Origin of the sequence: Enterobacter sp. RHBSTW-00175 (assembly GCF_013927005.1) — a bacterium.
In the GTDB taxonomy this organism is placed as follows: Bacteria; Pseudomonadota; Gammaproteobacteria; order Enterobacterales; family Enterobacteriaceae; genus Enterobacter.
Map to the genome: position 1 here is coordinate 3,117,307 of NZ_CP055930.1, position 26,762 is coordinate 3,144,068.

The window sequence follows — 26,762 nt, forward strand, 5'->3', positions numbered from 1 at the left end:
TGTGCAGGTGCTGCCCTTTATTTTTTATCAACCAAAGGACAGTAAGATGACAACACACTCCCATCATGACAACGTAGAAAAACAGTTTGGCTCCCAGGCAAATGCTTATCTGAGCAGCGCCGTCCATGCGTCTGGTCGAGATCTGACTCGTCTCAGCGAGCGGCTGGCGGCATTCCCGCAGGCGCACGTGCTGGATTTGGGTTGTGGGGCAGGGCACGCTAGTTTTGCCGCCGCGCAGCAGGTCGCTCAGGTAACAGCATACGATTTGTCCAGCCAGATGCTCGACGTTGTAACGGAGGCCGCCAAAGCTAAAGGGCTGAAAAACCTCGTTACCCGTCAGGGGTACGCGGAATCATTACCGTTTGCCGATGATACTTTTGAGATTGTCATCAGTCGTTACTCCGCGCACCACTGGCACGATGTCGGGCAAGCATTGCGGGAAGTTAAACGTGTGCTGAAGCCGGGTGGGATTTTTATCATCATGGATATCATGTCGCCTGGCCATCCGGTACGGGATGTCTGGTTGCAGACGGTTGAAGCACTGCGCGACACATCGCATGTTCGCAATTATTCCAGTGGGGAGTGGTTGCAGATGACCGCAGAGGCTGGGTTGATTTCACGCTCATTGATAACAGACCGATTGCCGCTCGAATTCAGCTCCTGGATTGCGCGGATGCGGACGCCAGAAGCATTAAGCCAGGCTATTCGTCTTTATCAGGATAGCGCGTCTGCGGACGTGAAGGCGTACTTTGAGTTGCAGGAGGATGGATCGTTTACCAGCGATACCATTATGGCTGAAGTACAAAAAGCGGGATAAATAAAAAAAGGCACCGGGGGAATCGGTGCCTTTTTTATGTTCAGACTGTCTGATCAGGAGTCTGGCGTTGCGCTATTTTTCACAAACAGCGTCAACTGATCGCCGGGTTGCAGATTGTCAGTATCGTTATTCCAGCGCATAACATCCTGGATGTTCACGCCGTGACGTTTTGCAATACTGGACAGCGAATCACCCTTACGCACGCGATAAGTAATGCTATCGCTGTTGTTGGCAAGACGCTGCGCGCTGCTACCTGCGCCAACCGTCAGATTCTGACCCACTTTCAGACCAGAGCTACGCAGATTGTTCCACTGCTGTAGGTCTTTTGCGCTCACGCCAAGACGTGATGCAATACCTGAAAGCGTATCACCTGAACGAACCTTATAGCTGCGGCTGCTTACTGATGAAGTATCTGCAACAAGCGTAGACTGAACCGCTGCAATCTCACCAGAAGCTAAAGACTCGCGTAACTGCTCCGCGTGTTTTTGCGGAACCATCACATACTGAGGGCCACTGGCACCCAGCGTTGAGCCTTTAACGCCTGCATTAAAGGTTTTCAGTTTACTTACCGACATACCCGTCATATCGGCAACCTGTTGAATATCAACCGGGCTGCTGAGGCGAACACGCGCCAGTGCACGACTTTCGTCTGGTGTTGGCAGTTGTACACCGTAACGCTTGCTGTTCTTGAGAATATCGCTCAATGCCAGCATTTTCGGTACGTAAACCTTGGTTTCCTGTGGCAGTGAGAGCGACCAGAAGTCGGTGGATTTTCCACGCGCTTTATTCGCTTTCATTGCCTTCAGTACACGACCTTCACCACTGTTGTACGCTGCGACTGTTAACAACCAGTCACCGTCGAACATCTTGTTCAGACGTTGCATCATGTCGAGAGCGGCAGTCGTGGAAGCGACTACATCACGACGCGCATCGTAGCTGCGGGTCTGTTTTAAACCATAATTGCGCCCTGTGCTCGGTATGATCTGCCAAATGCCTGCGGCATTGGCGCCAGACGTCGCGTGTGGGTCAAAAGCGCTCTCCACTATGGGTAGGAGTACCAGCTCCATCGGCATGTTACGTTTCTTAACTTGCCCGGCTATCCAGTACATATACGGCTCTGCCCGTAAAGTTACATCGTGGAGATAGCTCTTATTTCTCAAATACTTCTGTTTCTGTTCGCGAATCCGGGTGTTTTCCGGAATTCCCATCTTTAGCTCGTCGCCAATAGAGGCCCACAAGTCCTGATCCTGCGCGAATGATGTCCCATCGTCCATCCATCGCGCCTGACTTGTAAACTTCCCTGCTTCCCCTTGACCAGCTGCAGAAAGGCTCTGTGCGTGCTGTTGTACGTTGCTGCCGTTTTGCGACTGGCAACCTACAAGCAGGACAGAGGCGAGTAATATCGCTTTTGCCTTCATGTGTGTGTCAATAGTTGCTTAAAAGACGAGCGATGATAACGGCGAAATTTTCAAAAGGCAACCCAGAATTATCGGAAGTTATCTTTCTTTGACCTTAACCATGCAAAACAATCTTCTGGTTGTTGCAAATTTGTTTCTTGGTTAATTTTATTAATTAAATCAATATCATGAGTTCTTAAAAATAAATTTATTTCACGCTCATTTTTCAGAATTACGGGGAGTGTTTTTTGGTTTTTTGCACGTAACTCCTTCACTTTCTGGTAATAATCCTGAATAGCGCGATCGTCGGGTAAGATGCTTACAGCAAACTTCATATTCCCTAATGTATACTCATGTGCGCAACAAATGAGCGTGTCGTCCGGGAGCGCGGCAATCTTCTGTAAAGATTGATACATCTGTGCTGACGTACCTTCAAACAACCTTCCGCAGCCGCCTGAAAAGAGTGTGTCGCCGCAAAATAGATAAGGTTTGCTGTAGAAACAAATATGTCCTGAAGTGTGACCCGGTGTGGCAAAAACGGAAAAATCCCACCCGAGAATGAGGACTTTTTCGCCTTCTTTGACTACATGAGTGGTTCCCTTATCTTGTGTTTCTGCCGGTCCGTATACCACAAGATGCGGAAATTTTGCCCGCAATGCAGGGACACCGCCAACGTGATCGTTGTGATGATGCGTCAGGAGAATAGCTTCCGGTTGCCAGCCGTTTTCGGCAATTGCAGTTAAAATCGGCGCGGATTCTCCGGGATCGACAATGACGCAACGACGATCGTCGTCAACTAAAACCCAGATGTAATTGTCCTGGAAGGCTGGAATACTGATAAGATTCATTAATTACCTCTTTTAACGTGGCGGGCGTTTTGATGAAACCGGCAAGGATACCTCAGACTGTCGCAGCACCGGAACGTTGGGCGGAATTGCCCTGGGGTGAATACTATCGCGAGGCGTTAGAACAACAGCTTAAACCCTGGCTTGCGAAAATGTATGGTTTTCACCTGCTTAAAATTGGCAATCTCAGTGCAGAAATCAACACTGAAAGCTGTGCTATCTCACATCAGGTTAACGTCTCTCTTGGGGGATCGCCCGTTCAGGTTAAAGCCGATCCGTTGCATTTGCCTTTTGCGGAAAAATCCGTCGATGCTTGTCTGCTGGCACATACCTTGCCCTGGTGCAGTGATCCGCATCGTTTGCTGCGTGAAGCCGACCGGGTGCTGATCGATGACGGCTGGCTGATCCTCAGCGGCTTCAATCCACTGAGTCTGATGGGGCTACGTAAACTGGTGCCAGTGCTGCGCCGCACGCCACCTTATAACAGCCGAATGTTTACGCTGATGCGCCAGCTGGACTGGCTTTCACTGCTGAACTTTGAAGTCCTCTGCTACGGTGGTTTTCAGGTGTTACCCTGGTCCCGACAGGGCGGAGTGTTACTGAGCACACATCTGCCGGCGCTGGGCTGTATGCAGTTTATCGTGGCGCGTAAGCGGACGATTCCCCTCACGCTTAACCCGATGAAACAAAGTAAATCGAAAACCCAGATCCGTCAGACCGTTGGCGCAACGCGGCAGTACCGCAAACCCTGATCAGGATTCAGGCTGATACCCGACATCTTCCTGAGTTGGGTTTGACGCGGCTGTACGAGCCAGCTCGTCACAGCGTTCGTTTTCCGGGTGTCCGGCATGGCCTTTTACCCATTCCCATTTGATTTGATGCTGCCCTAACGCGGCGTCCAGGCGCTTCCAGAGATCGACATTTTTGACCGGTTTTTTATCTGCCGTTTTCCAGCCGCGTTTTTTCCAGTTGAAGATCCACTGGGTAATGCCCTGGCGCACGTACTGGCTGTCGGTGCTCAGTACCACATCGCAGTGCTCTTTTAACGCTTCCAGCGCCACGATGGCCGCCATCAGCTCCATGCGGTTGTTGGTGGTCAGGCGATAGCCTTCACTAAAGGTTTTTTCATGCTGACGATAGCGCATAATGGCGCCGTAACCGCCAGGTCCTGGGTTACCGAGACAAGATCCATCGGTGAAAATTTCTACCTGTTTACGCATCTCTGGTAGACTTCCTGTATTTGAAACGTTCAGTTAAACGATAAGTCTGACATAAATGACCGACATGAGCACTGCAATTACTCGCCAGATTGTTCTCGATACCGAAACCACCGGTATGAACCAAATCGGCGCACACTACGAAGGGCACAAGATTATTGAGATCGGTGCTGTAGAGGTAGTGAACCGTCGCCTTACGGGGAACAACTTCCACGTTTATCTCAAGCCGGACCGGCTGGTGGACCCGGAAGCGTTCGGCGTTCACGGTATTGCCGATGAGTTCTTGCTGGATAAGCCGACCTTTGCAGATGTTGCAGACGAATTTCTGGAATACATCAGAGGCGCAGAGCTGGTCATTCACAACGCATCGTTCGATATCGGCTTTATGGACTATGAGTTCAGCAAGCTCAATCGCGATATTCCGAAGACCAACACCTTCTGTAAGGTGACCGATAGCCTGGCGCTGGCAAGGAAGATGTTTCCCGGCAAGCGAAACAGCCTTGATGCACTCTGTTCACGTTACGAGATAGACAACACCAAGCGTACGCTCCACGGCGCATTGCTCGATGCCCAGATCCTGGCGGATGTCTATCTGACCATGACCGGTGGGCAGACGTCGATGGCATTCAGTATGGAAAATGAAGGCCAACAAACTCTGGGTGAAGCGGGTATTCAGCGGGTTGTGCGTCAGGCGAGTCGTTTACGCGTGGTTTTAGCCAGTGATGAAGAGTTGCTTAACCACGAATCCCGTCTCGATTTAGTGCAGAAGAAAGGCGGAAGTTGCATGTGGCGTGCATAAACAGTGCCTGAATGCCTGTAAAATCACCGTCTGGGCGATTTTTGCAGCAAACGATTCAAAACTTAAGAAAAAGCGTTGACGAGTTCAGAGGCAATCCGTAATATCCGCTTCGTTCCCCAAACGGGAACAGTGGAGCGGTAGTTCAGTCGGTTAGAATACCTGCCTGTCACGCAGGGGGTCGCGGGTTCGAGTCCCGTCCGTTCCGCCACTATTCAGAAGGCCTGAATCAGAAATGATTCAGGCCTTCGTCGTTTCTATCCCGCAAAAATCTTATCTAATACCTTTTGTTAATTAACAAATATTCAATATTAGTGGTGCAATTAATTAACAATTGCATGATTATAGTGCATTGTTTGCACTGGATTTGTGCAATTTTTGTGCTTTACTCATTCGCAGTCATTTCCATCTGTAACAATTTTGTAAAAATAAATCGCTTTAAATCATTCAGTTAACCTGCATTTTCCAGAAAGTTTCTGAACCAATGGTTTATTGGTTCATTATTTGCTTAATCATTAGGACGGTAAGTTATCGATCATATCCATAACTTATTGTTAATAAAAATAAAGAAATGATGACAGCGAGCGAACCAATATGGAAAAACCGTCACGGTTTCTGGCAAATTCCAGTACCGCACTCGAGCAATTGCGCGGGCTTATTAACCAGCATGAGTCAACACCAGGCATTCCATTGCCCACTGAACGTGAGCTTTCGGAAACACTCGGCGTAGGGCGACGTGAAGTGCGCCGTGCGCTGGACGTGCTGGAAGAAGAAGGGCGGATCTGGCGTAAACAGGGCAAAGGCACGTTTATTGGCCCGGCAGCTCCTGTAGAGCCTTTGGCGCTTCAGGGGCTGGTACAACAGACCAATTTGCTGGAAGTGATGGAAGCTCGTCTGCAACTTGAACCCGGCCTGGCCCGTCTTGCGGCGCTGCGTGCCACCAGGGAAAACCTCGCGCTGATGCAGCGTATGCTGGAACGCATTAATAAGGTCAGCCCGGATGACCGCGATCTTAATGAACTGTGGGATAGCGCATTCCATCGCGCAATAGCAGAAGCTGCAGGTAACCGCCTGATGCTGGGGTTATTCGATGCAATTGATGCCGTCAGGCGCGAACCCGGCTGGCAACATCTGCGCGAATTAGCCCGCACCCCTGAACGCGTTGATAACTACAACGACCATCATCACAAAATCATGTCAGCGATTATCCATCGCCAGCCTAACGAAGCCGCTGCCGCGATGCGCGAACACCTGCTCAGCCTGCAAACGGCCCTGATTCAGGCAATTCACCTTGAGGACGATTTCACGCTATGACAACGATCCCGTTTAAGGAAGCATCTCCTGTTCTGCGGCTGCAAAACCTCAACGTTAAATTTGCGGGGTCGCCCGTCAGCGTACTTGATGGCATCTCGTTGACCGTAAAAGCGGGTGAAACGCTGGCGCTGGTAGGGGAATCCGGGTGTGGGAAAAGTATCACCTCGTTGGCGCTGATGGGGTTATTACCCGCCAGCGCACAAATCGTCAGCGGCGAGATGCAGTTTCGTCGCCATGATCTGCGAAAGCTCTCCCCGCGCGAATACGCCGATCTCCGTGGCAGCGAGCTGGCGATGATTTTTCAGGAACCCATGACCTCGCTGAACCCCGCTTTTACCCTGGGTGACCAGCTGAGCGAAGCGGTTATGCGCCATCAGAAAATGACGCGTGCGCAAGCAATGGACGCAGCGCTGAACATTCTGGAAAAGGTTCAGATCCCGGCGGCAGAGATGCGCCTTAAGGCTTATCCGCACCAGCTTTCTGGCGGGATGCGTCAGCGTGTGATGATTGCGATGGCGCTGATTAATCACCCGCGTTTACTGATTGCCGACGAACCGACCACCGCGCTGGATGTGACCATTCAGGCGCAAATCCTCGCATTGCTCAACACATTAAAAGAAGAAACGGGCACGGCGGTGCTGATGATCACTCACGATTTGGGCGTGGTAGCGGAAGTGGCGCAGCAGGTGGCGGTGATGTACGCCGGACAAGTGGTGGAGCAGGGGAGCGTAGAGGCGATTTTTGCTGACCCGCAGCACCCGTACACCATCGGACTGATGGGATCTATTCCCTCGCTTGGGGCGCGTAAAGGCCAGCTTTCTACCATTCCGGGTGCCGTGCCGCTACCCGAATCCATGCCGAAAGGCTGCCGTTTTGCCACCCGTTGTCCTTTTGCGCAGACCCGTTGTCACGATGAAAAACCACAACTTAACACGTTGGGTGCAGGGCATCAGGTGGCCTGTTTCCGCGTACCGCTGGAACAACATATTGCACTGGGAGAGACAGCATGACGACGCCAATTCTTGAAGCCCGTGACCTCAGCAAGCTGTTCCCCGGCCCTAAAAAACTGTTTACTCCGGCGCGTTTTGTCACCGCCGTTGATCGCGTTTCCCTTTCCGTTATGCCGGGGGAAACACTGGCCATCGTGGGCGAATCCGGCTCCGGGAAATCCACGCTGGGCCGTTTGCTGCTGCGTCTGCTGGCCGCTAGCGAAGGGCGCGTATTTTATCAGGGCGAGGAGATAACGCACGCGTCTGGCGCGCGCCTTAATCAGCTCCGGCGCGAACTGCAAATTATTTTCCAGGATCCTTTTGCCTCACTGAACCCACGTATGACGGTCGAGCAGATCGTGGGCGAACCGTTGTGGCTGCATCAGAACATGAAAAAAGCAGACCGCCAGTACCGCGTTGCCGAGTTGCTTAAAACCGTTGGGCTACCGGCGGCCTGGGCCGGGCGTTATCCGCATGAATTTTCCGGCGGCCAGCGTCAGCGAATTGGCATTGCGCGAGCGCTGGCATCAGGGCCGAAACTGCTGCTGGGGGATGAGCCCGTCTCCGCGCTGGATGTCTCCGTACAGGCCCAGGTGGTCAACCTGCTGGAAAGTCTTAAGCACCAGTTGGGGCTGACGATGGTGATTGTCGCTCATGGTCTGGCGGTGATCCGTCATATGAGCGACCGCGTGGCGGTGATGTATCTCGGGCAAATTGTGGAGCTTGCCACCGTCGATGAAATCTTTGACGCGCCGCTGCACCCCTATACCCAGGCGCTGATTGCCTCAGCCCCGCAAATGCAGCCGGGCACCCAGCGCGATACGCCGCTGTTACAAGGGGATTTGCCGAACCCGTCAAACCCGCCTTCCGGGTGTCGTTTCCATACCCGTTGCCCGTATGTCACCGATGAATGCCGCCAGGTTGAGCCGATTAACCAGGTGCTTGAAGGCGGGCGTCAGGTTGCCTGTCATCGCTGGCAGGACATTAATCGCGATCGCAGTGTTATTCAGATAGCACCGCCATCCGCAGCATTTTTGCGCCGCCGCGCGCTGTTTGAACACGCGGCATCTCACTCCTCCCTTCCTTCAAGGAACTCATGATAATGACAATGCGTAATTCTCTTTTGACCGTACTGGGAAGTGTAATGTTGCTTGGTGCGGCGCTGCCCGCCCATTCAGAAAGTGTGCTGCGAATTGGTCTGGGGGCAGACCCGGACATGCTCGACCCGCATCTGGCGCGCACCTACTATGGCCGCTTTGTTTTCGCATCATTGTGCGACAGGCTGGTGGACGTTGACGAACACCTGAAAGTGGTGCCGGGTCTGGCGAAGGACTGGGCCTGGAGTGACGACGGGAAAACCCTGACCATGAATCTGCGTGAAGGGGTGACCTTCCACGATGGTGAAAAATTCGATGCCGCCGCGGCGAAATATAACCTCGAACGCGCCCTGACATTAAAAGGCTCCCTGCGTAAAAGCGAGATCTCTTCTGTTGAGTCGATTGACGTCACCGGCCCAATGCAAATCGCCCTGCATCTGAAAAACCCTGATGCCGCGCTGTTAATGCAGCTCACCGATCGTGCCGGCGCGATGATGGCACCAGAAGCGGCGAAAAAACCTGATTTTGCTGCCCATCCGGTCTGTTCCGGCCCGTATAAATTCGAGAGCCGCGTGTCACAGGACCGCATCGTGCTGACGCGTTTTGATAACTACTGGAATAAAGACGCTTACCACTTCGATAAGATAATTTATCTGCCGATCCCGGACGCCTCTGTACGTCTGGCCAACCTGCGTGCAGGCGATCTTGATCTGACCGAAGGCATTGCGGCGAGCGATGTTAAAACCGTGGAAGCCGACAGCAAGCTGACGCTGGCGAAGGTCACCGGTCTGGGTTATCAGGGCATTACCTTCAACATTAATAACGGCAAAGTCCCGGCGAACGATCCGTTCAAGGATGCCCGCGTGCGCGAGGCGTTCTCACAGGCTATCGACCGTGATGCCATCAATCAGGTGGTGTTCGAAGGGCTGTACACGCCAGCAAACCAGGCGTTTTCAACGGTAAGCCCGTATCACGTCAACCTGCCGGTACCACCGCGCGACGTCGACAAAGCGAAAGCGCTGTTGAAAGCGGCGGGCGTGGCAACACCGCTGACCGTAAACCTTCTGGTACCAAACAACCCGACCTCTCAGCAGGTAGGGCAGGTGCTTCAGGCGATGGTGGCGGAAGCTGGCTTTAACCTCAATCTGCAAATGACCGAATTCGCTACGCTGCTCGATCGCCAGCAAAGCGGTGATTATCAGCTGAGTTTCTCCGGCTGGTCTGGTCGCCCCGATCCGGATGGCAGCATCTTTGGCTTCATTAACAGCAAAGGCACCTTAAACGATGGCCGTTACAGCAATGCGCAGGTGGATGAATGGTTAACTCAGGCGCGTCTGAACACCGATCAGGCCGCACGCCAGCCGCTGTACGACAAAGTAGTGAAGCAACTGCAAACCGACATGCCTATCGCTTACCTCTACTTTGAGCCGCGTATTTTTGGCCTGAACAAAAGCGTGCAGGGCTTTAAACCTTATCCGGACGGCATTGTGCGTCTTGCCGGTCTGACGCTGGCGAAATAAATAAGTCCCTGAGGAGAAACCATGCTTGAACTGATTTGCAAACGTCTGCTGCTGGCCATCCCGACTCTGCTACTGGTGAGCATGATGGTGTTTGGTCTGCAAAAGCTGCTGCCAGGCGACCCGCTGATTGCGATGGCCGGGGAGGAGCGCGATCCGGCGGTGATTGCGCAGTTGCGCGCTGAATTAAACCTGGATGCGCCCATTCCTGTGCAGTACTTCCACTGGCTGACGCGCGCGCTCCAGGGCGATCTTGGTGTCTCCTTACGTACTCACGAACCGGTCACACAACTGATTGCCAGCAAACTGCCGGTGACGCTGGAGCTGTCGCTGCTGGCGATGATCATTGCGCTGGTGTTCGGTATCGGGATGGGGATCCTTGCGGCGGTCAATAAAAACAGCTGGGTGGATCATGGCGCGAACTTTGTGGCGATCTCGGGGATCTCAATACCGCACTTCTGGCTTGGGATCCTGCTGATCCTGGTGTTCTCGGTCAATCTGCAATGGCTGCCTGCCTCGGGGTTTGTGCCGTTCAGTGAAGATCCGCTCCAGAACCTGCGCACGCTGCTGCTGCCGGCATCGGTCCTTGGGACGGGGCTGGCGGCCACGCTGATGCGCCATACCCGCGCGTCGATGATTGCGGTGCTGAAAGCGGACTACATCCGTACCGCCCGGGCAAAGGGGTTGCTGCCGAAAGCGGTAATTTTAAAGCACGCATTTCGCAATGCGCTGGTTCCGGTTATCACCCTCACCACGCTGTTGTTTGGCGAGCTGTTGGGCGGCGCGGTGCTGACCGAGCAGGTCTTCACCATTCCTGGCTTTGGCAAGATGATCGTCGATTCTGTCTTTAACCGCGATTATGCCGTGGTGCAGGGCGTGGTACTGATCGTGGCGATCGGCTTCCTGCTGCTGAACCTGCTGGCCGACGTGCTGTATGTCCTTATCAACCCGAAAATGCGAGGTTAAATGATGGCGGAACTGACGACTCAAACCGTTGCGCCTGCACTTCCGCGCGCACAGAACCGGGTACTGAAAAAATTCCTCGCCAACAAAAGTGCGGTGATTGGCGCGGTGATTGTGGGCTTCTTCGTTTTGCTGGCGCTGCTCGCGCCCTGGATAGCCCCATTTGACCCGGTCAAAGCTAACTTTCTGGCGGTGCGTAAAGCCCCTTCGGCCATGTACTGGTTTGGCACTGACGAACTGGGGCGCGATATTCTGTCGCGCATTGTCTGGGGGGCGAGAACCTCACTGATGGCCGGATGTATGTCGGTAGTGATTGCCGTTGTCATCGGCGTGCCGCTGGGGCTGGTGGCGGGCTACTTCCAGAAAATGTGGGATGGCGTGATCTCGCGCTTTATTGAAGCGCTGCTGGCCTGTCCATTCCTGATTATGGCGATCGCGCTGGGGGCATTTTTAGGGCCAAGCCTGACCAACGCCATGATCGCCATCGGTCTTTCCGCGATGCCTATCTTCGCTCGTCTGACGCGTGGCCAGGTGATTGCCATTCGCAATGAAGAGTACATCGACGGTGCGCGGGCGATTGGCCTGCCGGATCGCTGGATCATTGTGAAATACGTTCTGCCTAACGTGATGTCACCGATTCTGGTGCAGGCCACGCTGGCGATCGCCTCGGCGATTATCGCAGAAGCCAGTCTCTCATTTTTAGGGCTCGGCCAGCAGCCGCCGAACCCGTCCTGGGGCTCCATGCTTAATACCGCGAAGGGGTTCCTTGAGCAGGCCCCGTGGATGTCTGTTTTCCCCGGTATCGCGATTTTCCTTGCGGTACAGGGCTTTAATTTACTCGGTGACGGGCTGCGCGATGCGCTCGATCCGCGCCACGACTAAGGAGTCATGATGACCAAAGCGCTTGATTTTACTTCCGGTTACGATTCACGACGCCCCCCGATGATGGGCCACAACGCCGTGGCAACTTCGCAGCCGCTGGCGGCGCAGGCGGGGATGCGGATGCTGCAACTGGGCGGTAACGCCGTTGATGCCGCGATTGCCACTGCGATGGCGCTGACGGTGGTCGAACCCACCGGGAATGGTATTGGCAGCGATGCGTTTGCCATCGTCTGGGACGGGGAAAAACTTCACGGTCTTAATGCATCTGGTCGTTCACCTGCCAGCTGGCACGCGGATATGTTTGCCGGTAAAACGGCAGTGCCGGAAATTGGCTGGGAGGCCGTGACCGTTCCGGGCGCGGTATCGGGTTGGGTCGCACTGGCGGAACGTTTTGGCACATTGCCGCTCACAACGCTGGCTCAGCCCGCAATTGAGTATGCGCGTAACGGTTTCCCGGTGTCGCCGCTGATTGGTCATCTGTGGCAGCGTGGCTACAACAAGCTGAAAGACCAGCCGGGCTTTAGTGCGTGTTTCGCCCCGGAAGGACGTGCTCCGCGTATTGGCGAAATCTTCCGTAACCCGGCGCAAGCAAACTCGCTGGAGCTGATTGCCAAAACCAACGGTGAAGCGTTTTATCGTGGCGAGCTGGCGCAGAAAATTGCCGCCTTCGCCAAAGAACATGGCGCACATCTTACGGCTGATGATCTGGCAAACCATCGCGTAGACTGGGTTGAGCTGTTGTCGCGCGATTTTGCGGGCGGCTCGGTGCAGGAGTTGCCGCCAAACGGGCAGGGGATCGCCACGCTGATTGCGCTCGGCATCCTGGAGCAGTGCGGTATCGAAAAACATCACCCGGATTCCGTGCAGGCGCTGCACTTGTCCATCGAAGCAATGAAACTGGCGCTGGCCGATCTCGACCGCTACGTGGCGGATGAAGAGCATATGGAGTTCGCCGCTAAAGAGTTACTGAGCGATGCCTACCTGAAATCGCGTGCTGCGCTGATTGACCAGGATAAAGCCTCTGACTTCACCTACGGTTCCCCAACCCAAAGCGGGACGGTTTATCTCACCGCAGCGGATTCCAGCGGCATGATGATCTCCTTTATTCAGTCAAACTTTATGGGCTTTGGCTCCGGCGTGGTGGTTCCCGATACCGGGATCAGCCTGCAAAACCGTGGCTGCGGTTTTGTGCTGGATCCAAATCACCCGAACGCGCTGGCAGGCAACAAACGCCCGTTCCACACCATCATTCCGGGCTTTGCGATGGACGGGAACGGCAAGCCGCTAATGTCATTCGGCGTGATGGGCGGGCCAATGCAGGCGCAGGGGCACATGCAAATGGCGTTGCGTATTATGCTGCACGGGCAAAACCCGCAGGCGGCAATCGACGCGCCGCGCTGGCGCGTGGTGCAGGGCAGAGAGGTTATTGTTGAGTCGACGTTTGACCGCAATACCATTGCGGCGCTGCGCGAGCGCGGGCATCAGATTGTTGTGGAAGACCCACTTCAGGATTACAACTTTGGTGGCGCGCAGGTGATTTACCGTCTGCCGGAAGGGCACTACGTAGCCGCGACGGAAAGCCGCAAAGACGGGCAGGCGTTGGTCAGCTAATGATTTTCCACCCTCTCCCTTTGGGAGAGGGCTGGGGTGAGGGGAAGCATTCACCCAATGCTAAACGGATCTGCATCCTGCCACGCCGGAAACTTATCCCGATACTCTTTCAGCGCCGTCATCGAAATTTCAGCATCAATACGCGTTGCCTGATGCGGCTCGGCGGTGGCAATAATCTCACCCTGTGGATTAATGACCCGGCTGTCGCCCCGGTAGTGATGCCCGTTGCCGTCGGTGCCCACACGGTTACAGCCAACGACATAAGCCTGATTTTCAATCGCGCGCGCCACCAGCAGCGACTGCCAGTGCAGGGAGCGCGGTGCAGGCCAGTTGGCAACATACAGCGCCACGTCATAATCATTACGGTTACGCGACCAGACCGGGAAACGCAGGTCGTAGCAAACCAGCGGCAGAATGCGCCAGCCGCGCCACTCAAACACCACGCGCTCATTACCCGCTTCGTAGTGATGATGTTCATCCGCCATGCGGAACAGGTGGCGTTTATCGTAAAAATGCACGTTGCCTTCCGGCTCGACCAGCAGGAAGCGGTTCACCGGCCCGCGATCGGTTTGCAGTGCGGCACTGCCGGCAATCAGGGCGTTGGTTTGTTGCGCTTTGGCGTGCATCCAGGCAACCACGTCGTCTTGTGGCATTGACTGTTTTGCCGCTTCCATCGCGAAGCCGGTGGTGAACATCTCTGGCAGGACAATGACATCGCGCCCGGTAATACCTTCCAGTTGACGATCAAAGTGACGCAGGTTGGCAGGGCCATCCATCCACACTAAAGGTTGCTGCAAAATCGAAATCTTCAGACCAGGCACAATTCAGACTCCTCAAACGACTGCTTTTTGACACTGTAGCACGACACTACGAGAAAATGTGGCAATAAAAAACCCCGCACGCGGCGGGGTTTGTCAGCACGAAACGGGTTATGCCGCTTCAGGTTTACGGTGCTTCTCCGGCAGCTTTACCGGCTGTGTCGCCAGCTCTTCCGGTTCGAAATCATCCACGTTGATACTGCGCAGACGGCTTTCTTCCGCTTTCACCAGAATTGCCGCTTCATCTTTATCGATGATACCGCCCGCCAGCGCTTGTTTAGCCAGTTCATCCAGACGGGTAAACGGCAGGTTTTTGCCCAGCTGTTTACAGATTTTCTGGTGAATCGGATCGGCGGCCATCACGTCCAGCAGCGCCTCTTCCAGCAGACCCACCGGGTTATGCTCGGTTGGCGCCAGGTACTGACCACGGCCGATACGGGAGCGGGTTGCGCTCGGTACTTGCAGGATCTTCGCCACCTTATGATCCAGCTTGTCAGATGGTGCCAGGTGATGACGTCCGGTCGGGAAGATCACCACGCGCAGGGCTCCAGCCACAAAGCGGTTCGGGAAGTTCGCCAGCAAATCGTCGATAGCCTGCTCAGCCTGATGCATAGCATCCTGTACACCCCAGTGCACCAGCGGCAGATCCGCTTCCTGACGGCCTTCGTCGTCATAACGTTTCAGCACCGCAGAGGCCAGGAATACCTGACTCAGCACATCACCCAGACGGGCAGAGATACGTTCACGACGCTTCAGGCTACCGCCCAGTACCGCCATGGAAACGTCAGACAGCAGGGCCAGGTTGGCACTCAGACGGTTCAGCTGTTGGTAATAGCGCTTAGTTGCATCACCGGTTGGCGTTGAACTGGTGCGGCCGTTGGTCAGGCCCAGCCAGAAGCTGCGCATTTTGTTGCTGCCCACGTGACCGATATGTTTGAACAGCAGTTTATCGAAGGCATCCACGTCGTTATTCTGCGCGGCAGCCATCTCTTCCAGCACATACGGATGGCAGCGAATGGCCCCCTGGCCGAAGATCATCATGCTGCGGGTCAGGATATTCGCCCCTTCAACGGTGATCGCGATAGGCGCACCCTGATAACCACGGGCGAGGAAGTTGCCTTCGCCGAGCATAATGCCCTTACCGCCCGCGATATCCATTGCATCGATGATCGACTGCTGGGCACGGTGGGTACAGTGGTACTTCACAATTGCAGACAGCACGGCCGGTTTTTCGCCCAGCATAATGCCGTAGGTAATTAACGATGCTGCGGCATCCATTACGTAGGCATTACCCGCGATGCGCGCCAGCGGCTCTTCGATACCTTCCATCTTGCCGATGGAAATTTTGAACTGGCGGCGGATATGAGCGTAAGCACCAATCCCCATCGCCACAGACTTCAGACCACCGGTTGAGTTCGACGGCAGCGTAATGCCGCGACCCACCGACAGACATTCCACCAGCATACGCCAGCCCTGACCGGCCATTTTCGGGCCGCCGATGATGTAATCAATCGGTACAAAGATATCCTGACCGCGGGTCGGGCCGTTCTGGAACGGTACGTTCAGCGGGAAGTGGCGACGACCGATTTCAACGCCTGGAGTAGAGGTTGGGATCAGCGCACAGGTAATGCCCAGATCTTCTTCACCACCCAGCAGTTTTTCCGGGTCGGAAAGTTTAAAGGCCAGGCCCAGCACAGTGGCGATAGGTGCCAGCGTGATGTAGCGCTTGTTCCAGGTCAGGCGCATCCCGAGCACCTGCTCACCCTGCCATTCACCCATGCAAACCACACCGGTATCCGGGATAGCGCCTGCATCTGAACCCGCTTCAGGGCTGGTCAGCGCGAAGCATGGAATTTCAAGGCCACGAGCCAGACGCGGCAGGTAGTGATCTTTCTGTTCTTCGGTACCGTAATGTTGCAGCAACTCGCCCGGGCCTAAAGAGTTCGGTACGCCGACGGTGATCGCCAGGATACCGGAAACGCCAGACAGTTTTTGCAGTACGCGAGCCTGAGCGTAGGCAGAGAATTCCAGGCCACCGTACTCTTTCTTGATGATCATGGCGAAGAAGCGATGCTCTTTCAGATACGCCCACAGTTCTGGCGGCAGGTCGGCCATTTCGTGAGTAATCGCAAAATCGTTTGCCATGCGGCACGCTTCTTCCACCGGGCCGTCGATGAAGGCCTGTTCTTCAGCGGTCAGTCGTGGCTGCGGATAGTTATGCAGCTTTTTCCAGTCCGGGTTGCCCTGGAACAGGTCGCCTTCCCACCAGGTGGTGCCCGCATCAATCGCCTCTTTCTCAGTACGCGACATCGGCGGCATCACTTTACGAAAGCCCTTGAACACCGGTGCGGAGATCATCGACTTACGCATAGGCGTAAAGTTAAACGGCAACAAGATGATTGCCAGAGGAACCAAAAGCCAGATATTCCAGAGACCTGCGACGCCAAACGCAGCCGTCCAGGCCAGTAAAATCAGGCTGCTCAGGAATAAACTTACACGGTGATAGAACAGCACACCGAGCAGAACAACAGTTGCGATAATGCTCAAAATCATCATAAAGAAAAGCTCCCTTGCTTGTAGGAGGTCTGACCACTTGTGATGATATGGTTGTAGTGGATGTTATTTCTTTTAGCAATACGTTCACAAAATAATTACAACCTGGTTCACATTGTTCATGTTTTGGCAGGCACGAAAAATCAAAACGCCGGACGAATCGCAAGGCTTTAGCTTCTCGCTTTTATCGCTATCCGGTACACTCCACTGTGTTATTTCATCAATACTGAAGGATTATCCTCATGTACCAGGATCTTATTCGTAACGAACTGAACGAAGCGGCGGAAACGCTGGCCAACTTTCTGAAAGATGATGCCAATATTCACGCTATTCAGCGCGCGGCGGTCCTGCTGGCCGACAGCTTCAAAGCCGGTGGTAAAGTGCTCTCCTGCGGTAATGGTGGCTCTCACTGCGACGCAATGCACTTCGCGGAAGAGCTGACCGGACGTTATCGTGAAAACCGCCCAGGGTATCCGGCGATTGCGATTTCTGACGTTAGCCACATTTCCTGCGTGAGTAACGATTTTGGTTACGACTATGTCTTCTCACGTTACGTTGAAGCGGTAGGCCGTGAAGGTGATGTTCTGCTGGGCATTTCCACTTCCGGTAACTCCGGTAACGTGATCAAAGCGATTGCTGCTGCGCGTGAAAAAGGCATGAAAGTCATCACCCTGACCGGTAAAGATGGCGGTAAGATGGCGGGTACTGCGGATATCGAAATCCGTGTTCCGCACTTCGGTTATGCCGATCGCATTCAGGAAATTCACATCAAAGTGATTCATATCCTGATTCAGTTGATCGAAAAAGAAATGATCAAGTAAGACTTCGCTGGGGGCATGAATGCCCCCGCTGTTGTGGAGGTGATGTATGTGCGAACTGCTCGGGATGAGCGCCAATGTGCCAACCGATATCTGCTTTAGTTTCACCGGGCTGGTCCAGCGCGGTGGGGGAACCGGGCCGCATAAAGACGGCTGGGGCATTACCTTCTACGAAGGCAAAGGCTGTCGCACGTTCAAAGATCCGCAACCCAGCTTTAATTCACCAATTGCCAAACTGGTGCAGGACTATCCGATAAAGTCTTGCTCGGTTATCGCGCATATCCGCCAGGCGAATCGTGGTGAAGTGGCGCTGGAAAATACCCATCCCTTTACCCGTGAACTGTGGGGCCGTAACTGGACTTACGCGCACAACGGGCAGCTTTCTGGCTATAAATCGCTGGAAACCGGTAACTTCCGCCCGGTAGGGGAAACCGACAGTGAAAAAGCCTTCTGCTGGCTGCTGCACAAGCTGACGGAGCGTTACCCGCGTACCCCAGGCAACATGACTGCTGTGTTTAAATACATCGCGACGCTGGCCTCTGAACTACGTGAAAAAGGCGTGTTCAATATGCTGCTCTCTGACGGGCGCTACGTGATGGCGTTCTGCTCGACGAATCTGTTCTGGATCACCCGCCGTGCACCGTTTGGCGTTGCGACGCTACTCGATCAGGATGTGGAGATAGACTTTCAGAAGGAGACCACACCGAACGATGTGGTCACTGTCATTGCAACGCAACCGCTGACGGGCAACGAAACCTGGCAAAAGATTATGCCAGGCGAGTGGGTACTATTTTGCCTCGGGGACCGAGTAGTTTGATGCCAGTTGTGGCTGGACGACTTCGTGGCTCAGAGGTTTACTGACCACATAGCGGCCATCCACAACCGAAACGACAGGCGGTTTATGCGTCTGCTCGAAGTAGTCAAAACCTGGTTTCAGCTGTTTCCAGAAATCCGAGTAGTAGGAGTACTGGTGACGCTTCATGTTGGCATCGGTCATGCGGAACGGATAGATGCTTATCTGTACGCTTGACTGACCGAAGACTAACGCGCCGGTGACAAACTGGAAAATCTCATCAATGCTGGTATCGGTCATCGCATAACAGCCGATAGACACGCAGGCACCGTGGATCATCAGGTATTTACCTTCGTAACCGTGAGCACGGTCATAGGCATTCGGGAAGCCGATATTAATGGCTTTATAGAAGCGGCTGTCAGGTTTTAACTGGCTACGCTGAACGTTATAAAACCCTTCCGGGCTTTTAAAATCGCCCTGACGCTGTTTTGGCCCCAGACCACCGGAGTAATTACAAATCTTGTAACTGTCGAGCAGCTGGTATGTCTCACCCATTTTCACAAACAGGTCGAGTGTGCGTTCTTCCTTGAAGATTTGAATATAAACCGGTGATCCCATTAACTGCTGTTTATATTCTTTGCTGATCGGCGTGGTGGAGCTGTTGCTGCTGAGCAGCCCGGCAAATGACACGCACGGAATCAGAAGCATCGCAATGAACAATGCGATTTTACGCATACTACTAGTTCCTTGATAAAACTAAGACCAAATTGCCAGGACGGCAAAAGATACCCGAAATCAGATTATTCTGGTTAGGAGCGCTCACATTAGCACCGCTGTAGTTTTTCGCAAGCGTGAACGAGCGAGTTTACAAAATAGTTTTACCTTATAACCCATCCTGCCCGCGCTGGCGTTAGGAACTTTGCGTAATAGCTCGCATTTTGGCGCGCGCTTCGGCAGTTCCGCTGCCCCTGAGAGGGTGAAAATGGTACACTTCGGCCCCTCTGGATTGTTGTTGATGGATACTTGCTAACCACATGTTTAGAATCAGAAAAGGACTTGATCTCCCGATCGCTGGCGTGCCAGAACAGCACGTATCACAAGCCCCTGGTATTCGCCATGTCGCCATTTTGGGGGCAGATTACGTCGGAATGCGCCCCTCGATGCTGGTGCAGGAAGGGGAACGGGTCATCAAAGGACAGGCGCTCTTCGAAGATAAAAAAAATCCGGGCGTGAAGTTCACTGCACCTGCCAGTGGCACCGTTGTGGCAATCAACCGTGGCGAACGCCGCGTATTGCAGTCGGTTGTTATCCGTATTGAAGGTAACGAACAGCGCGAGTTTGCACGTTTTGACGTCGCCGATTTCGCCACCCTGAAGCGCGAAGTTGTGCAGACGCAACTGCTTGAATCCGGCCTGTGGACTGCATTTCGCACGCGGCCGTTCAGCAAATCCCCGGTGCCCGGCTCTGTACCGGCCGCCATCTTCGTTACGGCTATCGACACCAACCCGCTCAGCGCAGACCCGCAGCCTCTTATCTTTGCACAGCGTAAAGCGTTTGATGCCGGGCTTACCCTGCTGACACGGCTGACGGCCGGGAAAGTCCACGTCTGCCAGGGCAGTGGCGGCAAGCTTGGTGGCCATCCGCAAGGTCAGGTTACCTTTAATGAATTTGCTGGCCCGCATCCGGCAGGCCTTGCCGGAACGCACATTCATTTTCTTGAACCCGTCAGCCTGACGAAGCAGGTCTGGCATCTTAATTATCAGGATGTGATTGCTATCGGTAAGCTCTTTACTGAGGGCGAATTGTGTTCTGAACGCGTGATCGCCATCGGTGGGCCGCAGGCTGTGAACCCGCGTCTGGTGCGCACGCTGCTGGGGGCGGATATCTCTGAACTGATGTCGGGTGAAACAAAAGAGGGTGAAAACCGTCTGATCTCCGGTTCGGTGCTCAGCGGCAGGCAGGCTGCTGGTGCGCAGGCATATCTGGGGCGTTTTCACTTACAGGTCAGCATTGTGCAGGAAGGGCGCGAGAAAGAACTGTTTGGCTGGGTGCTACCCGGTGCGGATAAATTCTCTGTTACCCGCACCACGCTTGGACACTTCCTGCGCCACAAGCTTTTTAACTTCTCAACCAGCACTCACGGCGGTGAGCGCGCAATGGTGCCAATTGGCAACTACGAGCGTGTGATGCCGCTCGATATCCTGCCAACCCTGTTGCTACGCGATCTGCTGGCCGGTGACAGCGATGGCGCGCAGGCGCTCGGCTGCCTGGAGCTGGATGAAGAAGACCTGGCGCTTTGCACCTATGTTTGCCCAGGGAAATACGAATACGGACCCGTATTGCGCGAGGTGTTAACCCGCATTGAGCAGGAAGGATAACTGATGGGCTTAAAACACCTCTTCGAAAAAATGGAGCCGCACTTCTTACAGGGCGGCAAACTGGAAAAGTACTACCCGCTGTTTGAAGCAACCGCGACCGTTTTCTACACGCCAGGGCTAGTCACGAAAGGCGCCACGCACGTTCGTGATGCCATTGATCTTAAAAGGATGATGATCCTGGTCTGGCTCGCCGTTTTTCCAGCCATGTTCTGGGGCATGTACAACGTCGGCCTGCAAACCATCCCGGCGCTGCACCATCTGTATGATGCGCCGCAGTTGGCACAGATAATTCAGTCAGACTGGCATTATCGTCTGGCTCAACTGCTTGGCGTGAGCTTTGCCGCTGATGCCAGCTGGATAAGCATGATGACGCTGGGGGCGGTTTTCTTCCTGCCGATTTACCTCACGGTCTTTATCGTTGGCGGGTTCTGGGAAGTCCTGTTCGCCATTATTCGCAAACATGAAATCAACGAAGGTTTCTTTGTCACCTCTATTCTGTTTGCCCTGATTGTGCCGCCAACCTTACCTCTGTGGCAGGCTGCGCTTGGCATCAGCTTCGGGGTGGTGATTGCAAAAGAGATCTTCGGCGGAACCGGGCGAAACTTCCTCAACCCGGCACTGGCAGGGCGTGCATTCCTGTTTTTTGCCTATCCGGCTCAAATCTCTGGCGACCTGGTCTGGACGGCAGCGGATGGCTTTTCCGGTGCCACGCCGCTTTCGCAGTGGGCGGCTCACGGCGGTGAAACGCTGGTGAATAACGCGACGGGGCAACCCGTCACCTGGTTTGATGCCTTTATTGGCAATCTCCCGGGGTCGATTGGTGAAGTCTCTACGCTGATGATTTTGCTTGGCGGGGCCATCATTCTGTTCGGCCGTGTGGCCTCCTGGCGCATTGTGGCGGGTGTGATGCTGGGCATGGTGCTTACTGCCACGCTGTTCAATGTTATCGGCTCTGCTACCAACCCCATGTTCTCTATGCCCTGGTACTGGCATCTGGTTCTGGGGGGATTTGCTTTTGGCATGATGTTTATGGCAACTGACCCTGTTTCGGCCTCATTTACCGACAAAGGGAAATGGTGCTACGGCGCGCTTATCGGCGTGATGTGTGTATTGATTCGCGTGGTCAACCCGGCTTATCCGGAAGGGATGATGTTGGCCATTTTGTTTGCCAACTTGTTTGCGCCGCTATTCGATTATCTGGTGGTACGCGCCAACATTAAGCGGAGGAAAGCGCGTGGCTGATATCAAAAATAACGACAACACCGGCAAAACGCTGTTGGTGGTGCTGGTGCTCTGCCTGGTATGTTCCATCGTGGTGGCGGGATCTGCCGTGGGTTTAAAACCTCTTCAGCAGGAGCAGCGCGCACTGGACAAACAGCGCAACATTCTGGCGGTTGCCGGGCTTATGCAGGACGGGATGAGCGCGGATGATGTGGCAAAAATCTTTGCCGAACGCATTTCGTCCCGGCTGGTGGATCTCAAAACAGGTGAGCTGCTGGACCGCGACCCAGCGAAATATAATCAGGCTCAGGCACTGAAAGATCCACAGATGAGCATTGTGCTGGAAGCATCTCAAGATCCGGCCGGCATTAAGCGACGCAGCAATCTTGCGGAGATCTATCTGGTACGCGACGAGAAAAAACGCGTGCAGGAGATGGTGCTGCCGATCTACGGCAACGGCCTGTGGTCAATGATGTATGCCTTTGTTGCGTTAGATACAGACGGTCGCACGGTGAAAGGCATTACCTACTATGACCAGGGCGAAACGCCGGGGCTCGGCGGTGAAATCGAGAACCCTAACTGGCGGGCGCAGTTTATCGGTAAAAAAGTGCTCGACGATGACGGATTACCCGCGCTGAAAGTGATGAAAGGTGCGGCGCGTCCAGGTGATGAGTTCGCTGTGGACGGGCTTTCCGGGGCTACACTCACGTCCAAAGGCGTGCAGCACAGTTTTGACTTCTGGATGGGGGAGCTGGGTTTTGGCCCCTTCCTGAAAAATGTACGTGAAGGAGCGCTGAACAATGGCTGATGCGGGTGAATTGAAAGAAGTTAAAAAGGTACTCGTTGGCCCGCTTTTAGCCAATAACCCGATTACGTTGCAGGTGCTTGGCGTCTGTTCTGCACTGGCGGTGACTACCAAGCTGGAAACTGCGCTGGTGATGACCGTCGCGGTGACGCTGGTTACTGCATTTTCCAGCATGTTTATCTCCATGATCCGCCACCACATTCCGAACAGCGTGAGGATCATCGTGCAGATGGCGATTATCGCGTCACTGGTGATCGTCGTCGATCAGCTGTTGCGCGCTTTTGCCTATGAAACCTCAAAACAGCTCTCGGTATTTGTTGGTCTGATCATCACCAACTGTATTGTGATGGGGCGCGCTGAAGCCTACGCCATGAAGATGCCGCCGCTGGCGAGCTTTATGGACGGTATCGGCAACGGCCTGGGTTATGGGGTCATTCTCCTGACGGTGGGTTTCCTGCGTGAGTTAATCGGCAGCGGCAAGCTGTTCGGTATCACGGTGCTGGACACGGTGCAACATGGCGGCTGGTATCTGCCTAACGGGCTGTTCCTGCTGGCCCCAAGCGCATTTTTCATTATCGGTTTGCTGATCTGGCTGATTCGTACCCTGAAACCAGAGCAGCAGGAAAAGGAGTAACCGACAATGTCTCATTACCTGAGTTTGTTTGTGCGCGCGGTGTTTGTTGAAAATATGGCGCTCGCGTTTTTCCTGGGCATGTGCACCTTCCTCGCAGTGTCCAAAAAGGTATCAACGGCATTTGGTCTGGGCGTGGCGGTCACCGTGGTGCTCGGATTATCTGTACCGATTAATAATCTGGTGTACAACTTTGTCCTGCGTGATGGCGCGCTGGTTGAGGGAGTCGATCTGAGCTTCCTTAACTTCATCACCTTTATCGGTGTGATTGCGGCGCTGGTACAAATACTTGAGATGATCCTCGATAAATATTTCCCGTCGCTTTATAACGCGCTGGGGATCTTCCTGCCGCTGATCGCGGTGAACTGCGCCATCTTCGGCGGCGTGTCGTTTATGGTCCAGCGTGATTACAACTTCAGTGAATCCATCGTTTACGGCTTTGGCTCCGGTATTGGCTGGATGCTGGCGATTGTCACCATGGCGGGGATCCGGGAAAAAATGAAATATGCCAACGTGCCCGCAGGGTTGCGAGGCTTAGGGATCACCTTTATCACCACCGGGCTAATGGCGCTGGGCTTTATGTCCTTCTCCGGCGTGCAGCTCTGAGGGCTTAGATATGGAAATTATTCTTGGCGTGGCGATGTTCACGCTCATTGTACTGGTACTGTCTGGGCTGATACTGGCTGCGCGTTCTAAGCTTGTGAACGCCGGGGACGTCATTATTGATATTAATGGCGAGCCGCAGAACCAGATCCGCACTCCGGCGGGCGACAAACTGCTTAACACGCTTTCGGGTAACGGGATATTTGTCTCCTCGGCCTGTGGCGGCGGGGGTTCCTGTGGGCAATGTCGTGTGACGGTGAAAGAGGGCGGTGGCGACATTTTGCCAACTGAACTGGCGCACATCACGAAACGTGAGGCGAAAGACGGTTGCCGCCTGGCCTGTCAGGTTGCGGTGCGCCAGAACATGAAAATTGAGCTGCCGGAAGAGATCTTCGGCATCAAAAAATGGGAGTGCGAGGTTATCTCTAACGATAACAAAGCCACTTTTATTAAAGAGCTGAAACTGCGCGTGCCTGATGGGGAAGATGTGCCCTTCCGCGCAGGCGGGTATATCCAGATTGAGTGCCCGGAGCACACCGTTGCTTACGCCGATTTTGACGTGCCGGACGAATACCGCGCCGACTGGGATAAATTTAATCTCTTCCGCTTTGCGTCAGAGGTCAATGAGCCAACGTTACGTGCCTACTCTATGGCTAACTACCCGGAAGAGAAGGGCATCATTATGCTTAACGTGCGTATCGCCACGCCACCACCGGCTGTGCCGGATGCACCACCGGGCGTGATGTCGTCTTATATCTGGTCACTGAAAGCAGGTGATAAAGTCACGATCTCGGGCCCGTTTGGCGAATTCTTCGCTAAAGAGACGGATGCTGAAATGGTGTTTATCGGCGGCGGAGCAGGGATGGCGCCGATGCGTTCGCATATTTTCGACCAGCTTAAACGGCTCGGCAGTCAACGAAAAATAAGCTTCTGGTACGGGGCCCGCTCGCTGCGCGAAATGTTCTATGACGATGAATTCGAACAACTGGCGCGTGAAAATCCTAACTTTACCTTCCATGTGGCGCTGTCTGACCCGCAGCCGGAAGATAACTGGACAGGTTATACGGGCTTCATCCACAACGTTCTCTATGAGCACTACCTGAAGCAGCACGCAGCACCGGAAGATTGTGAATTCTACATGTGTGGTCCGCCAATGATGAATGCGGCCGTCATTAAGATGCTCAAAGATCTGGGTGTGGAAGATGAGAACATCATGCTGGATGACTTTGGAGGCTGATGATGTTGACGTTTCTGGCAACCTTTTTGGTCTTTGTGCTGGTGGTATTCGGCATGTCGTTAGGCTGGATCATCAAGCGTAAAAGCATACAGGGCAGTTGCGGCGGTATCTCTTCTTTGGGGATGGAAAAAGTCTGCGATTGCCCGGAGCCGTGCGATGCGCGGAAAAAAAGAATGGCCCGCGAACAGCAACGCATTATTTAAGGTTTTGTAGGCCGGGTATGGCGCAGTCGCCACCCGGCGTTTTCCACATCCACTTCTCAATCCTCACAAATTTACTGTATACTTATCCAGTTATAAGTGAGGGCTTACTATGCGCAAAATAATCCATGTGGATATGGACTGTTTTTTTGCCGCAGTGGAGATGCGTGACAACCCGGCGCTGCGGGATATCCCTATCGCCATTGGCGGTAGCCGCGTCCAGCGTGGAGTGATCAGCACTGCCAATTACCCAGCGCGCAAATTTGGCGTGCGCAGCGCCATGCCGACGGCGATGGCGCTGAAACTCTGCCCGCACCTCACCCTTCTGCCTGGCCGGTTTGAAGCCTACAAAGAAGCCTCCGTTCATATCCGGGACATTTTCTCCCGTTACACGTCTCTGATTGAACCGCTTTCGCTTGATGAGGCCTATCTGGATGTCACTGACAGCGTCCATTGCCACGGCTCTGCCACGCTGATGGCACAGGAGATCCGCCAGACTATTGCCCGTGAGCTGAACCTAACAGCATCGGCAGGCGTTGCGCCGGTGAAGTTCCTTGCAAAAATCGCTTCAGATTTGAATAAACCGAATGGCCAGTACGTCATCACCCCGGATGACGTTCCGGCTTTTTTAAAAACATTACCGCTTGGAAAAATACCCGGTGTCGGGAAAGTCTCAGCCGCGAAGCTTGAAAGTATGGGGCTGCGTACCTGCGAAGATGTGCAGCGCAGCGATCTCGTGATGCTGCTCAAGCGTTTCGGGAAGTTTGGCCGTGTTCTGTGGGAGCGCAGCCAGGGCATTGACGAGCGGAGCGTGAATAACGAGCGGCTGCGTAAATCCGTTGGCGTAGAGCGTACGCTGATTGAAGATATTCATGACTGGGCTGAATGCGAGGCCATTATTACCGGGCAACTTTACCCGGAGCTGGAACGACGCCTCGCCAGGGTGAAACCAGACCTTCTGATTGCCCGCCAGGGGATCAAACTCAAGTTCAATGATTTTCAGCAAACCACCCAGGAGCACGTCTGGCCGCGCCTGAATAAAGACGATCTTATCGCGACGGCAAAAAAGGCCTGGGAAGAACGACGGGGTGGAAGAGGGGTTCGGCTGGTGGGATTACACGTCACGCTTCTGGATCCGCAGCTTGAGCGACAGCTGGTATTGGGATTGTAAAAAAGCCCGGTGGCGCTACCGCTTACCGGGCCTGTGTTTTTCACCCTCTCCCTGCGGGTGTACGGTCCGGGGACATGGTAGACAGGTGT

The 26,762-nt window shown here is 54.1% G+C and carries 26 protein-coding genes and 1 tRNA gene; 21 read left to right on the forward strand and 6 right to left on the reverse strand.

Annotated elements, in window-relative coordinates:
• Window positions 1-46: 46 nt before the first annotated feature.
• Complete coding sequence (locus HV107_RS14770; protein ID WP_182059680.1) at window positions 47-817, forward strand: class I SAM-dependent methyltransferase; 771 nt, start codon at window positions 47-49, stop codon at window positions 815-817.
• Window positions 818-870: 53 nt separating this feature from the next.
• Here HV107_RS14770 and mltD read toward each other — a convergent pair whose 3' ends face one another.
• Window positions 871-2,235, reverse strand: coding sequence for a murein transglycosylase D (gene mltD, locus HV107_RS14775; protein WP_182059682.1), 1,365 nt, complete (start codon window positions 2,233-2,235; stop codon window positions 871-873).
• A 68-nt stretch (window positions 2,236-2,303) separates the two neighbouring features.
• Entirely contained in the window at window positions 2,304-3,062 is a 759-nt protein-coding gene (gloB, locus tag HV107_RS14780) for a hydroxyacylglutathione hydrolase (RefSeq protein WP_182059684.1), read from the reverse strand.
• A gap of 32 nt (window positions 3,063-3,094) precedes the next feature.
• On the opposite strand from gloB, the gene HV107_RS14785 reads away from it, so the two are divergent.
• The gene (locus HV107_RS14785; RefSeq protein WP_182059686.1) at window positions 3,095-3,811 is read left to right on the forward strand and encodes a class I SAM-dependent methyltransferase; all 717 of its coding nucleotides are present in this window, start codon (window positions 3,095-3,097) and stop codon (window positions 3,809-3,811) included.
• Here the strand turns inward: HV107_RS14785 and rnhA are convergent, their stop codons facing one another.
• On the reverse strand, window positions 3,812-4,279 hold the full coding sequence (gene rnhA / locus HV107_RS14790) for a ribonuclease HI (protein WP_182059689.1): 468 nt from the start codon (window positions 4,277-4,279) through the stop codon (window positions 3,812-3,814).
• Window positions 4,280-4,343: 64 nt separating this feature from the next.
• Here rnhA and dnaQ point away from each other — a divergent pair, with 64 nt between their 5' ends.
• The 9 genes from dnaQ to HV107_RS14835 all read left to right on the forward strand — a co-directional run bounded on the left by dnaQ (window position 4,344) and on the right by HV107_RS14835 (window position 13,445).
• Window positions 4,344-5,075: a DNA polymerase III subunit epsilon gene (gene dnaQ / locus HV107_RS14795; protein ID WP_074392815.1), complete on the forward strand. Its 732-nt coding sequence runs from the start codon at window positions 4,344-4,346 to the stop codon at window positions 5,073-5,075.
• Window positions 5,076-5,206: 131 nt separating this feature from the next.
• Window positions 5,207-5,283 (forward strand) — tRNA-Asp (locus HV107_RS14800).
• Window positions 5,284-5,666: 383 nt separating this feature from the next.
• Window positions 5,667-6,386: a FadR/GntR family transcriptional regulator gene (locus HV107_RS14805; protein WP_166717170.1), complete on the forward strand. Its 720-nt coding sequence runs from the start codon at window positions 5,667-5,669 to the stop codon at window positions 6,384-6,386.
• A complete protein-coding gene (locus tag HV107_RS14810) occupies window positions 6,383-7,396 on the forward strand; it encodes an ABC transporter ATP-binding protein (protein ID WP_182059691.1) in 1,014 nt (337 codons plus the stop codon). Before HV107_RS14805 ends, HV107_RS14810 begins: the two co-directional genes overlap by 4 nt.
• A complete protein-coding gene (locus tag HV107_RS14815) occupies window positions 7,393-8,475 on the forward strand; it encodes an ABC transporter ATP-binding protein (RefSeq protein ID WP_182059700.1) in 1,083 nt (360 codons plus the stop codon). The genes HV107_RS14810 and HV107_RS14815 overlap by 4 nt, the downstream gene beginning before the upstream one ends.
• 2 nt (window positions 8,476-8,477) lie before the next feature.
• Window positions 8,478-9,992, forward strand: a complete 1,515-nt coding sequence (locus tag HV107_RS14820; protein ID WP_182059702.1) for an ABC transporter substrate-binding protein — start codon at window positions 8,478-8,480, stop codon at window positions 9,990-9,992.
• Between the two features lie 21 nt (window positions 9,993-10,013).
• Window positions 10,014-10,955 carry an ABC transporter permease gene (locus HV107_RS14825; RefSeq protein ID WP_166717172.1) on the forward strand — a complete coding sequence of 314 codons (942 nt, stop codon included), beginning with the start codon at window positions 10,014-10,016 and terminating at the stop codon, window positions 10,953-10,955.
• A 3-nt stretch (window positions 10,956-10,958) separates the two neighbouring features.
• The gene (locus HV107_RS14830) at window positions 10,959-11,834 is read left to right on the forward strand and encodes an ABC transporter permease (RefSeq protein WP_014069009.1); all 876 of its coding nucleotides are present in this window, start codon (window positions 10,959-10,961) and stop codon (window positions 11,832-11,834) included.
• A 9-nt stretch (window positions 11,835-11,843) separates the two neighbouring features.
• Complete coding sequence (locus HV107_RS14835) at window positions 11,844-13,445, forward strand: gamma-glutamyltransferase family protein (RefSeq protein WP_182063524.1); 1,602 nt, start codon at window positions 11,844-11,846, stop codon at window positions 13,443-13,445.
• 50 nt (window positions 13,446-13,495) lie between these two features.
• Here the strand turns inward: HV107_RS14835 and HV107_RS14840 are convergent, their stop codons facing one another.
• Together HV107_RS14840 and fadE are read right to left on the reverse strand one after the other, a co-directional pair.
• Window positions 13,496-14,266 (reverse strand): amidohydrolase, encoded by a 771-nt coding sequence (locus HV107_RS14840; protein WP_182059705.1) that lies wholly within the window; start codon window positions 14,264-14,266, stop codon window positions 13,496-13,498.
• Between the two features lie 108 nt (window positions 14,267-14,374).
• Window positions 14,375-16,819, reverse strand: a complete 2,445-nt coding sequence (gene fadE / locus HV107_RS14845) for an acyl-CoA dehydrogenase FadE (protein ID WP_182059707.1) — start codon at window positions 16,817-16,819, stop codon at window positions 14,375-14,377.
• A 239-nt stretch (window positions 16,820-17,058) separates the two neighbouring features.
• Between fadE and lpcA the strand changes: the two genes are divergently transcribed.
• Together lpcA and HV107_RS14855 are read left to right on the forward strand one after the other, a co-directional pair.
• Entirely contained in the window at window positions 17,059-17,637 is a 579-nt protein-coding gene (gene lpcA / locus HV107_RS14850; protein ID WP_182059709.1) for a D-sedoheptulose 7-phosphate isomerase, read from the forward strand.
• A 46-nt stretch (window positions 17,638-17,683) separates the two neighbouring features.
• Window positions 17,684-18,451, forward strand: a complete 768-nt coding sequence (locus HV107_RS14855; protein WP_182059711.1) for a class II glutamine amidotransferase — start codon at window positions 17,684-17,686, stop codon at window positions 18,449-18,451.
• Here the strand turns inward: HV107_RS14855 and dpaA are convergent.
• Window positions 18,422-19,162: a peptidoglycan meso-diaminopimelic acid protein amidase gene (gene dpaA / locus HV107_RS14860; RefSeq protein WP_182059713.1), complete on the reverse strand. Its 741-nt coding sequence runs from the start codon at window positions 19,160-19,162 to the stop codon at window positions 18,422-18,424. The two genes, HV107_RS14855 and dpaA, sit on opposite strands and share 30 nt — an antisense overlap.
• A 299-nt stretch (window positions 19,163-19,461) precedes the next feature.
• Here dpaA and HV107_RS14865 point away from each other — a divergent pair, with 299 nt between their 5' ends.
• The 8 genes from HV107_RS14865 to dinB all read left to right on the forward strand — a co-directional run bounded on the left by HV107_RS14865 (window position 19,462) and on the right by dinB (window position 26,673).
• On the forward strand, window positions 19,462-20,805 hold the full coding sequence (locus HV107_RS14865; protein WP_182059716.1) for a Na(+)-translocating NADH-quinone reductase subunit A: 1,344 nt from the start codon (window positions 19,462-19,464) through the stop codon (window positions 20,803-20,805).
• A 3-nt stretch (window positions 20,806-20,808) separates the two neighbouring features.
• Window positions 20,809-22,047 carry an NADH:ubiquinone reductase (Na(+)-transporting) subunit B gene (locus tag HV107_RS14870; RefSeq protein ID WP_182059718.1) on the forward strand — a complete coding sequence of 413 codons (1,239 nt, stop codon included), beginning with the start codon at window positions 20,809-20,811 and terminating at the stop codon, window positions 22,045-22,047.
• On the forward strand, window positions 22,040-22,834 hold the full coding sequence (locus HV107_RS14875) for a Na(+)-translocating NADH-quinone reductase subunit C (protein ID WP_182059719.1): 795 nt from the start codon (window positions 22,040-22,042) through the stop codon (window positions 22,832-22,834). Before HV107_RS14870 ends, HV107_RS14875 begins: the two co-directional genes overlap by 8 nt.
• Complete coding sequence (locus HV107_RS14880; protein WP_182059722.1) at window positions 22,827-23,465, forward strand: NADH:ubiquinone reductase (Na(+)-transporting) subunit D; 639 nt, start codon at window positions 22,827-22,829, stop codon at window positions 23,463-23,465. The genes HV107_RS14875 and HV107_RS14880 overlap by 8 nt, the downstream gene beginning before the upstream one ends.
• Before the next feature lie 6 nt (window positions 23,466-23,471).
• The gene (nqrE, locus tag HV107_RS14885) at window positions 23,472-24,068 is read left to right on the forward strand and encodes an NADH:ubiquinone reductase (Na(+)-transporting) subunit E (protein ID WP_182059724.1); all 597 of its coding nucleotides are present in this window, start codon (window positions 23,472-23,474) and stop codon (window positions 24,066-24,068) included.
• A 10-nt stretch (window positions 24,069-24,078) separates the two neighbouring features.
• Window positions 24,079-25,302 (forward strand): NADH:ubiquinone reductase (Na(+)-transporting) subunit F, encoded by a 1,224-nt coding sequence (nqrF, locus tag HV107_RS14890; protein WP_182059726.1) that lies wholly within the window; start codon window positions 24,079-24,081, stop codon window positions 25,300-25,302.
• On the forward strand, window positions 25,302-25,505 hold the full coding sequence (gene nqrM / locus HV107_RS14895; RefSeq protein ID WP_182059727.1) for a (Na+)-NQR maturation NqrM: 204 nt from the start codon (window positions 25,302-25,304) through the stop codon (window positions 25,503-25,505). Before nqrF ends, nqrM begins: the two co-directional genes overlap by 1 nt.
• A 109-nt stretch (window positions 25,506-25,614) precedes the next feature.
• Window positions 25,615-26,673 (forward strand): DNA polymerase IV, encoded by a 1,059-nt coding sequence (dinB, locus tag HV107_RS14900; protein ID WP_182059736.1) that lies wholly within the window; start codon window positions 25,615-25,617, stop codon window positions 26,671-26,673.
• Window positions 26,674-26,762 lie beyond the last annotated feature (89 nt).

Coding starts and splice junctions, on each gene's coding strand:
- HV107_RS14770 (WP_182059680.1), top strand. CDS start 47: ATGACAACACACTCCCATCATGACAACGTAGAAAAACAGTTTGGCTCC.
- nqrF (WP_182059726.1), top strand. CDS start 24,079: ATGGAAATTATTCTTGGCGTGGCGATGTTCACGCTCATTGTACTGGTA.
- dinB (WP_182059736.1), top strand. CDS start 25,615: ATGCGCAAAATAATCCATGTGGATATGGACTGTTTTTTTGCCGCAGTG.
- dpaA (WP_182059713.1), bottom strand. CDS start 19,162: ATGCGTAAAATCGCATTGTTCATTGCGATGCTTCTGATTCCGTGCGTG.
- HV107_RS14810 (WP_182059691.1), top strand. CDS start 6,383: ATGACAACGATCCCGTTTAAGGAAGCATCTCCTGTTCTGCGGCTGCAA.
- HV107_RS14785 (WP_182059686.1), top strand. CDS start 3,095: ATGAAACCGGCAAGGATACCTCAGACTGTCGCAGCACCGGAACGTTGG.
- HV107_RS14805 (WP_166717170.1), top strand. CDS start 5,667: ATGGAAAAACCGTCACGGTTTCTGGCAAATTCCAGTACCGCACTCGAG.
- nqrM (WP_182059727.1), top strand. CDS start 25,302: ATGATGTTGACGTTTCTGGCAACCTTTTTGGTCTTTGTGCTGGTGGTA.
- fadE (WP_182059707.1), bottom strand. CDS start 16,819: ATGATGATTTTGAGCATTATCGCAACTGTTGTTCTGCTCGGTGTGCTG.
- gloB (WP_182059684.1), bottom strand. CDS start 3,062: ATGAATCTTATCAGTATTCCAGCCTTCCAGGACAATTACATCTGGGTT.
- rnhA (WP_182059689.1), bottom strand. CDS start 4,279: ATGCGTAAACAGGTAGAAATTTTCACCGATGGATCTTGTCTCGGTAAC.
- HV107_RS14870 (WP_182059718.1), top strand. CDS start 20,809: ATGGGCTTAAAACACCTCTTCGAAAAAATGGAGCCGCACTTCTTACAG.
- lpcA (WP_182059709.1), top strand. CDS start 17,059: ATGTACCAGGATCTTATTCGTAACGAACTGAACGAAGCGGCGGAAACG.
- HV107_RS14855 (WP_182059711.1), top strand. CDS start 17,684: ATGTGCGAACTGCTCGGGATGAGCGCCAATGTGCCAACCGATATCTGC.
- HV107_RS14865 (WP_182059716.1), top strand. CDS start 19,462: ATGTTTAGAATCAGAAAAGGACTTGATCTCCCGATCGCTGGCGTGCCA.
- HV107_RS14825 (WP_166717172.1), top strand. CDS start 10,014: ATGCTTGAACTGATTTGCAAACGTCTGCTGCTGGCCATCCCGACTCTG.
- mltD (WP_182059682.1), bottom strand. CDS start 2,235: ATGAAGGCAAAAGCGATATTACTCGCCTCTGTCCTGCTTGTAGGTTGC.
- HV107_RS14835 (WP_182063524.1), top strand. CDS start 11,844: ATGACCAAAGCGCTTGATTTTACTTCCGGTTACGATTCACGACGCCCC.
- HV107_RS14815 (WP_182059700.1), top strand. CDS start 7,393: ATGACGACGCCAATTCTTGAAGCCCGTGACCTCAGCAAGCTGTTCCCC.
- HV107_RS14830 (WP_014069009.1), top strand. CDS start 10,959: ATGGCGGAACTGACGACTCAAACCGTTGCGCCTGCACTTCCGCGCGCA.
- dnaQ (WP_074392815.1), top strand. CDS start 4,344: ATGAGCACTGCAATTACTCGCCAGATTGTTCTCGATACCGAAACCACC.
- nqrE (WP_182059724.1), top strand. CDS start 23,472: ATGTCTCATTACCTGAGTTTGTTTGTGCGCGCGGTGTTTGTTGAAAAT.
- HV107_RS14820 (WP_182059702.1), top strand. CDS start 8,478: ATGACAATGCGTAATTCTCTTTTGACCGTACTGGGAAGTGTAATGTTG.
- HV107_RS14880 (WP_182059722.1), top strand. CDS start 22,827: ATGGCTGATGCGGGTGAATTGAAAGAAGTTAAAAAGGTACTCGTTGGC.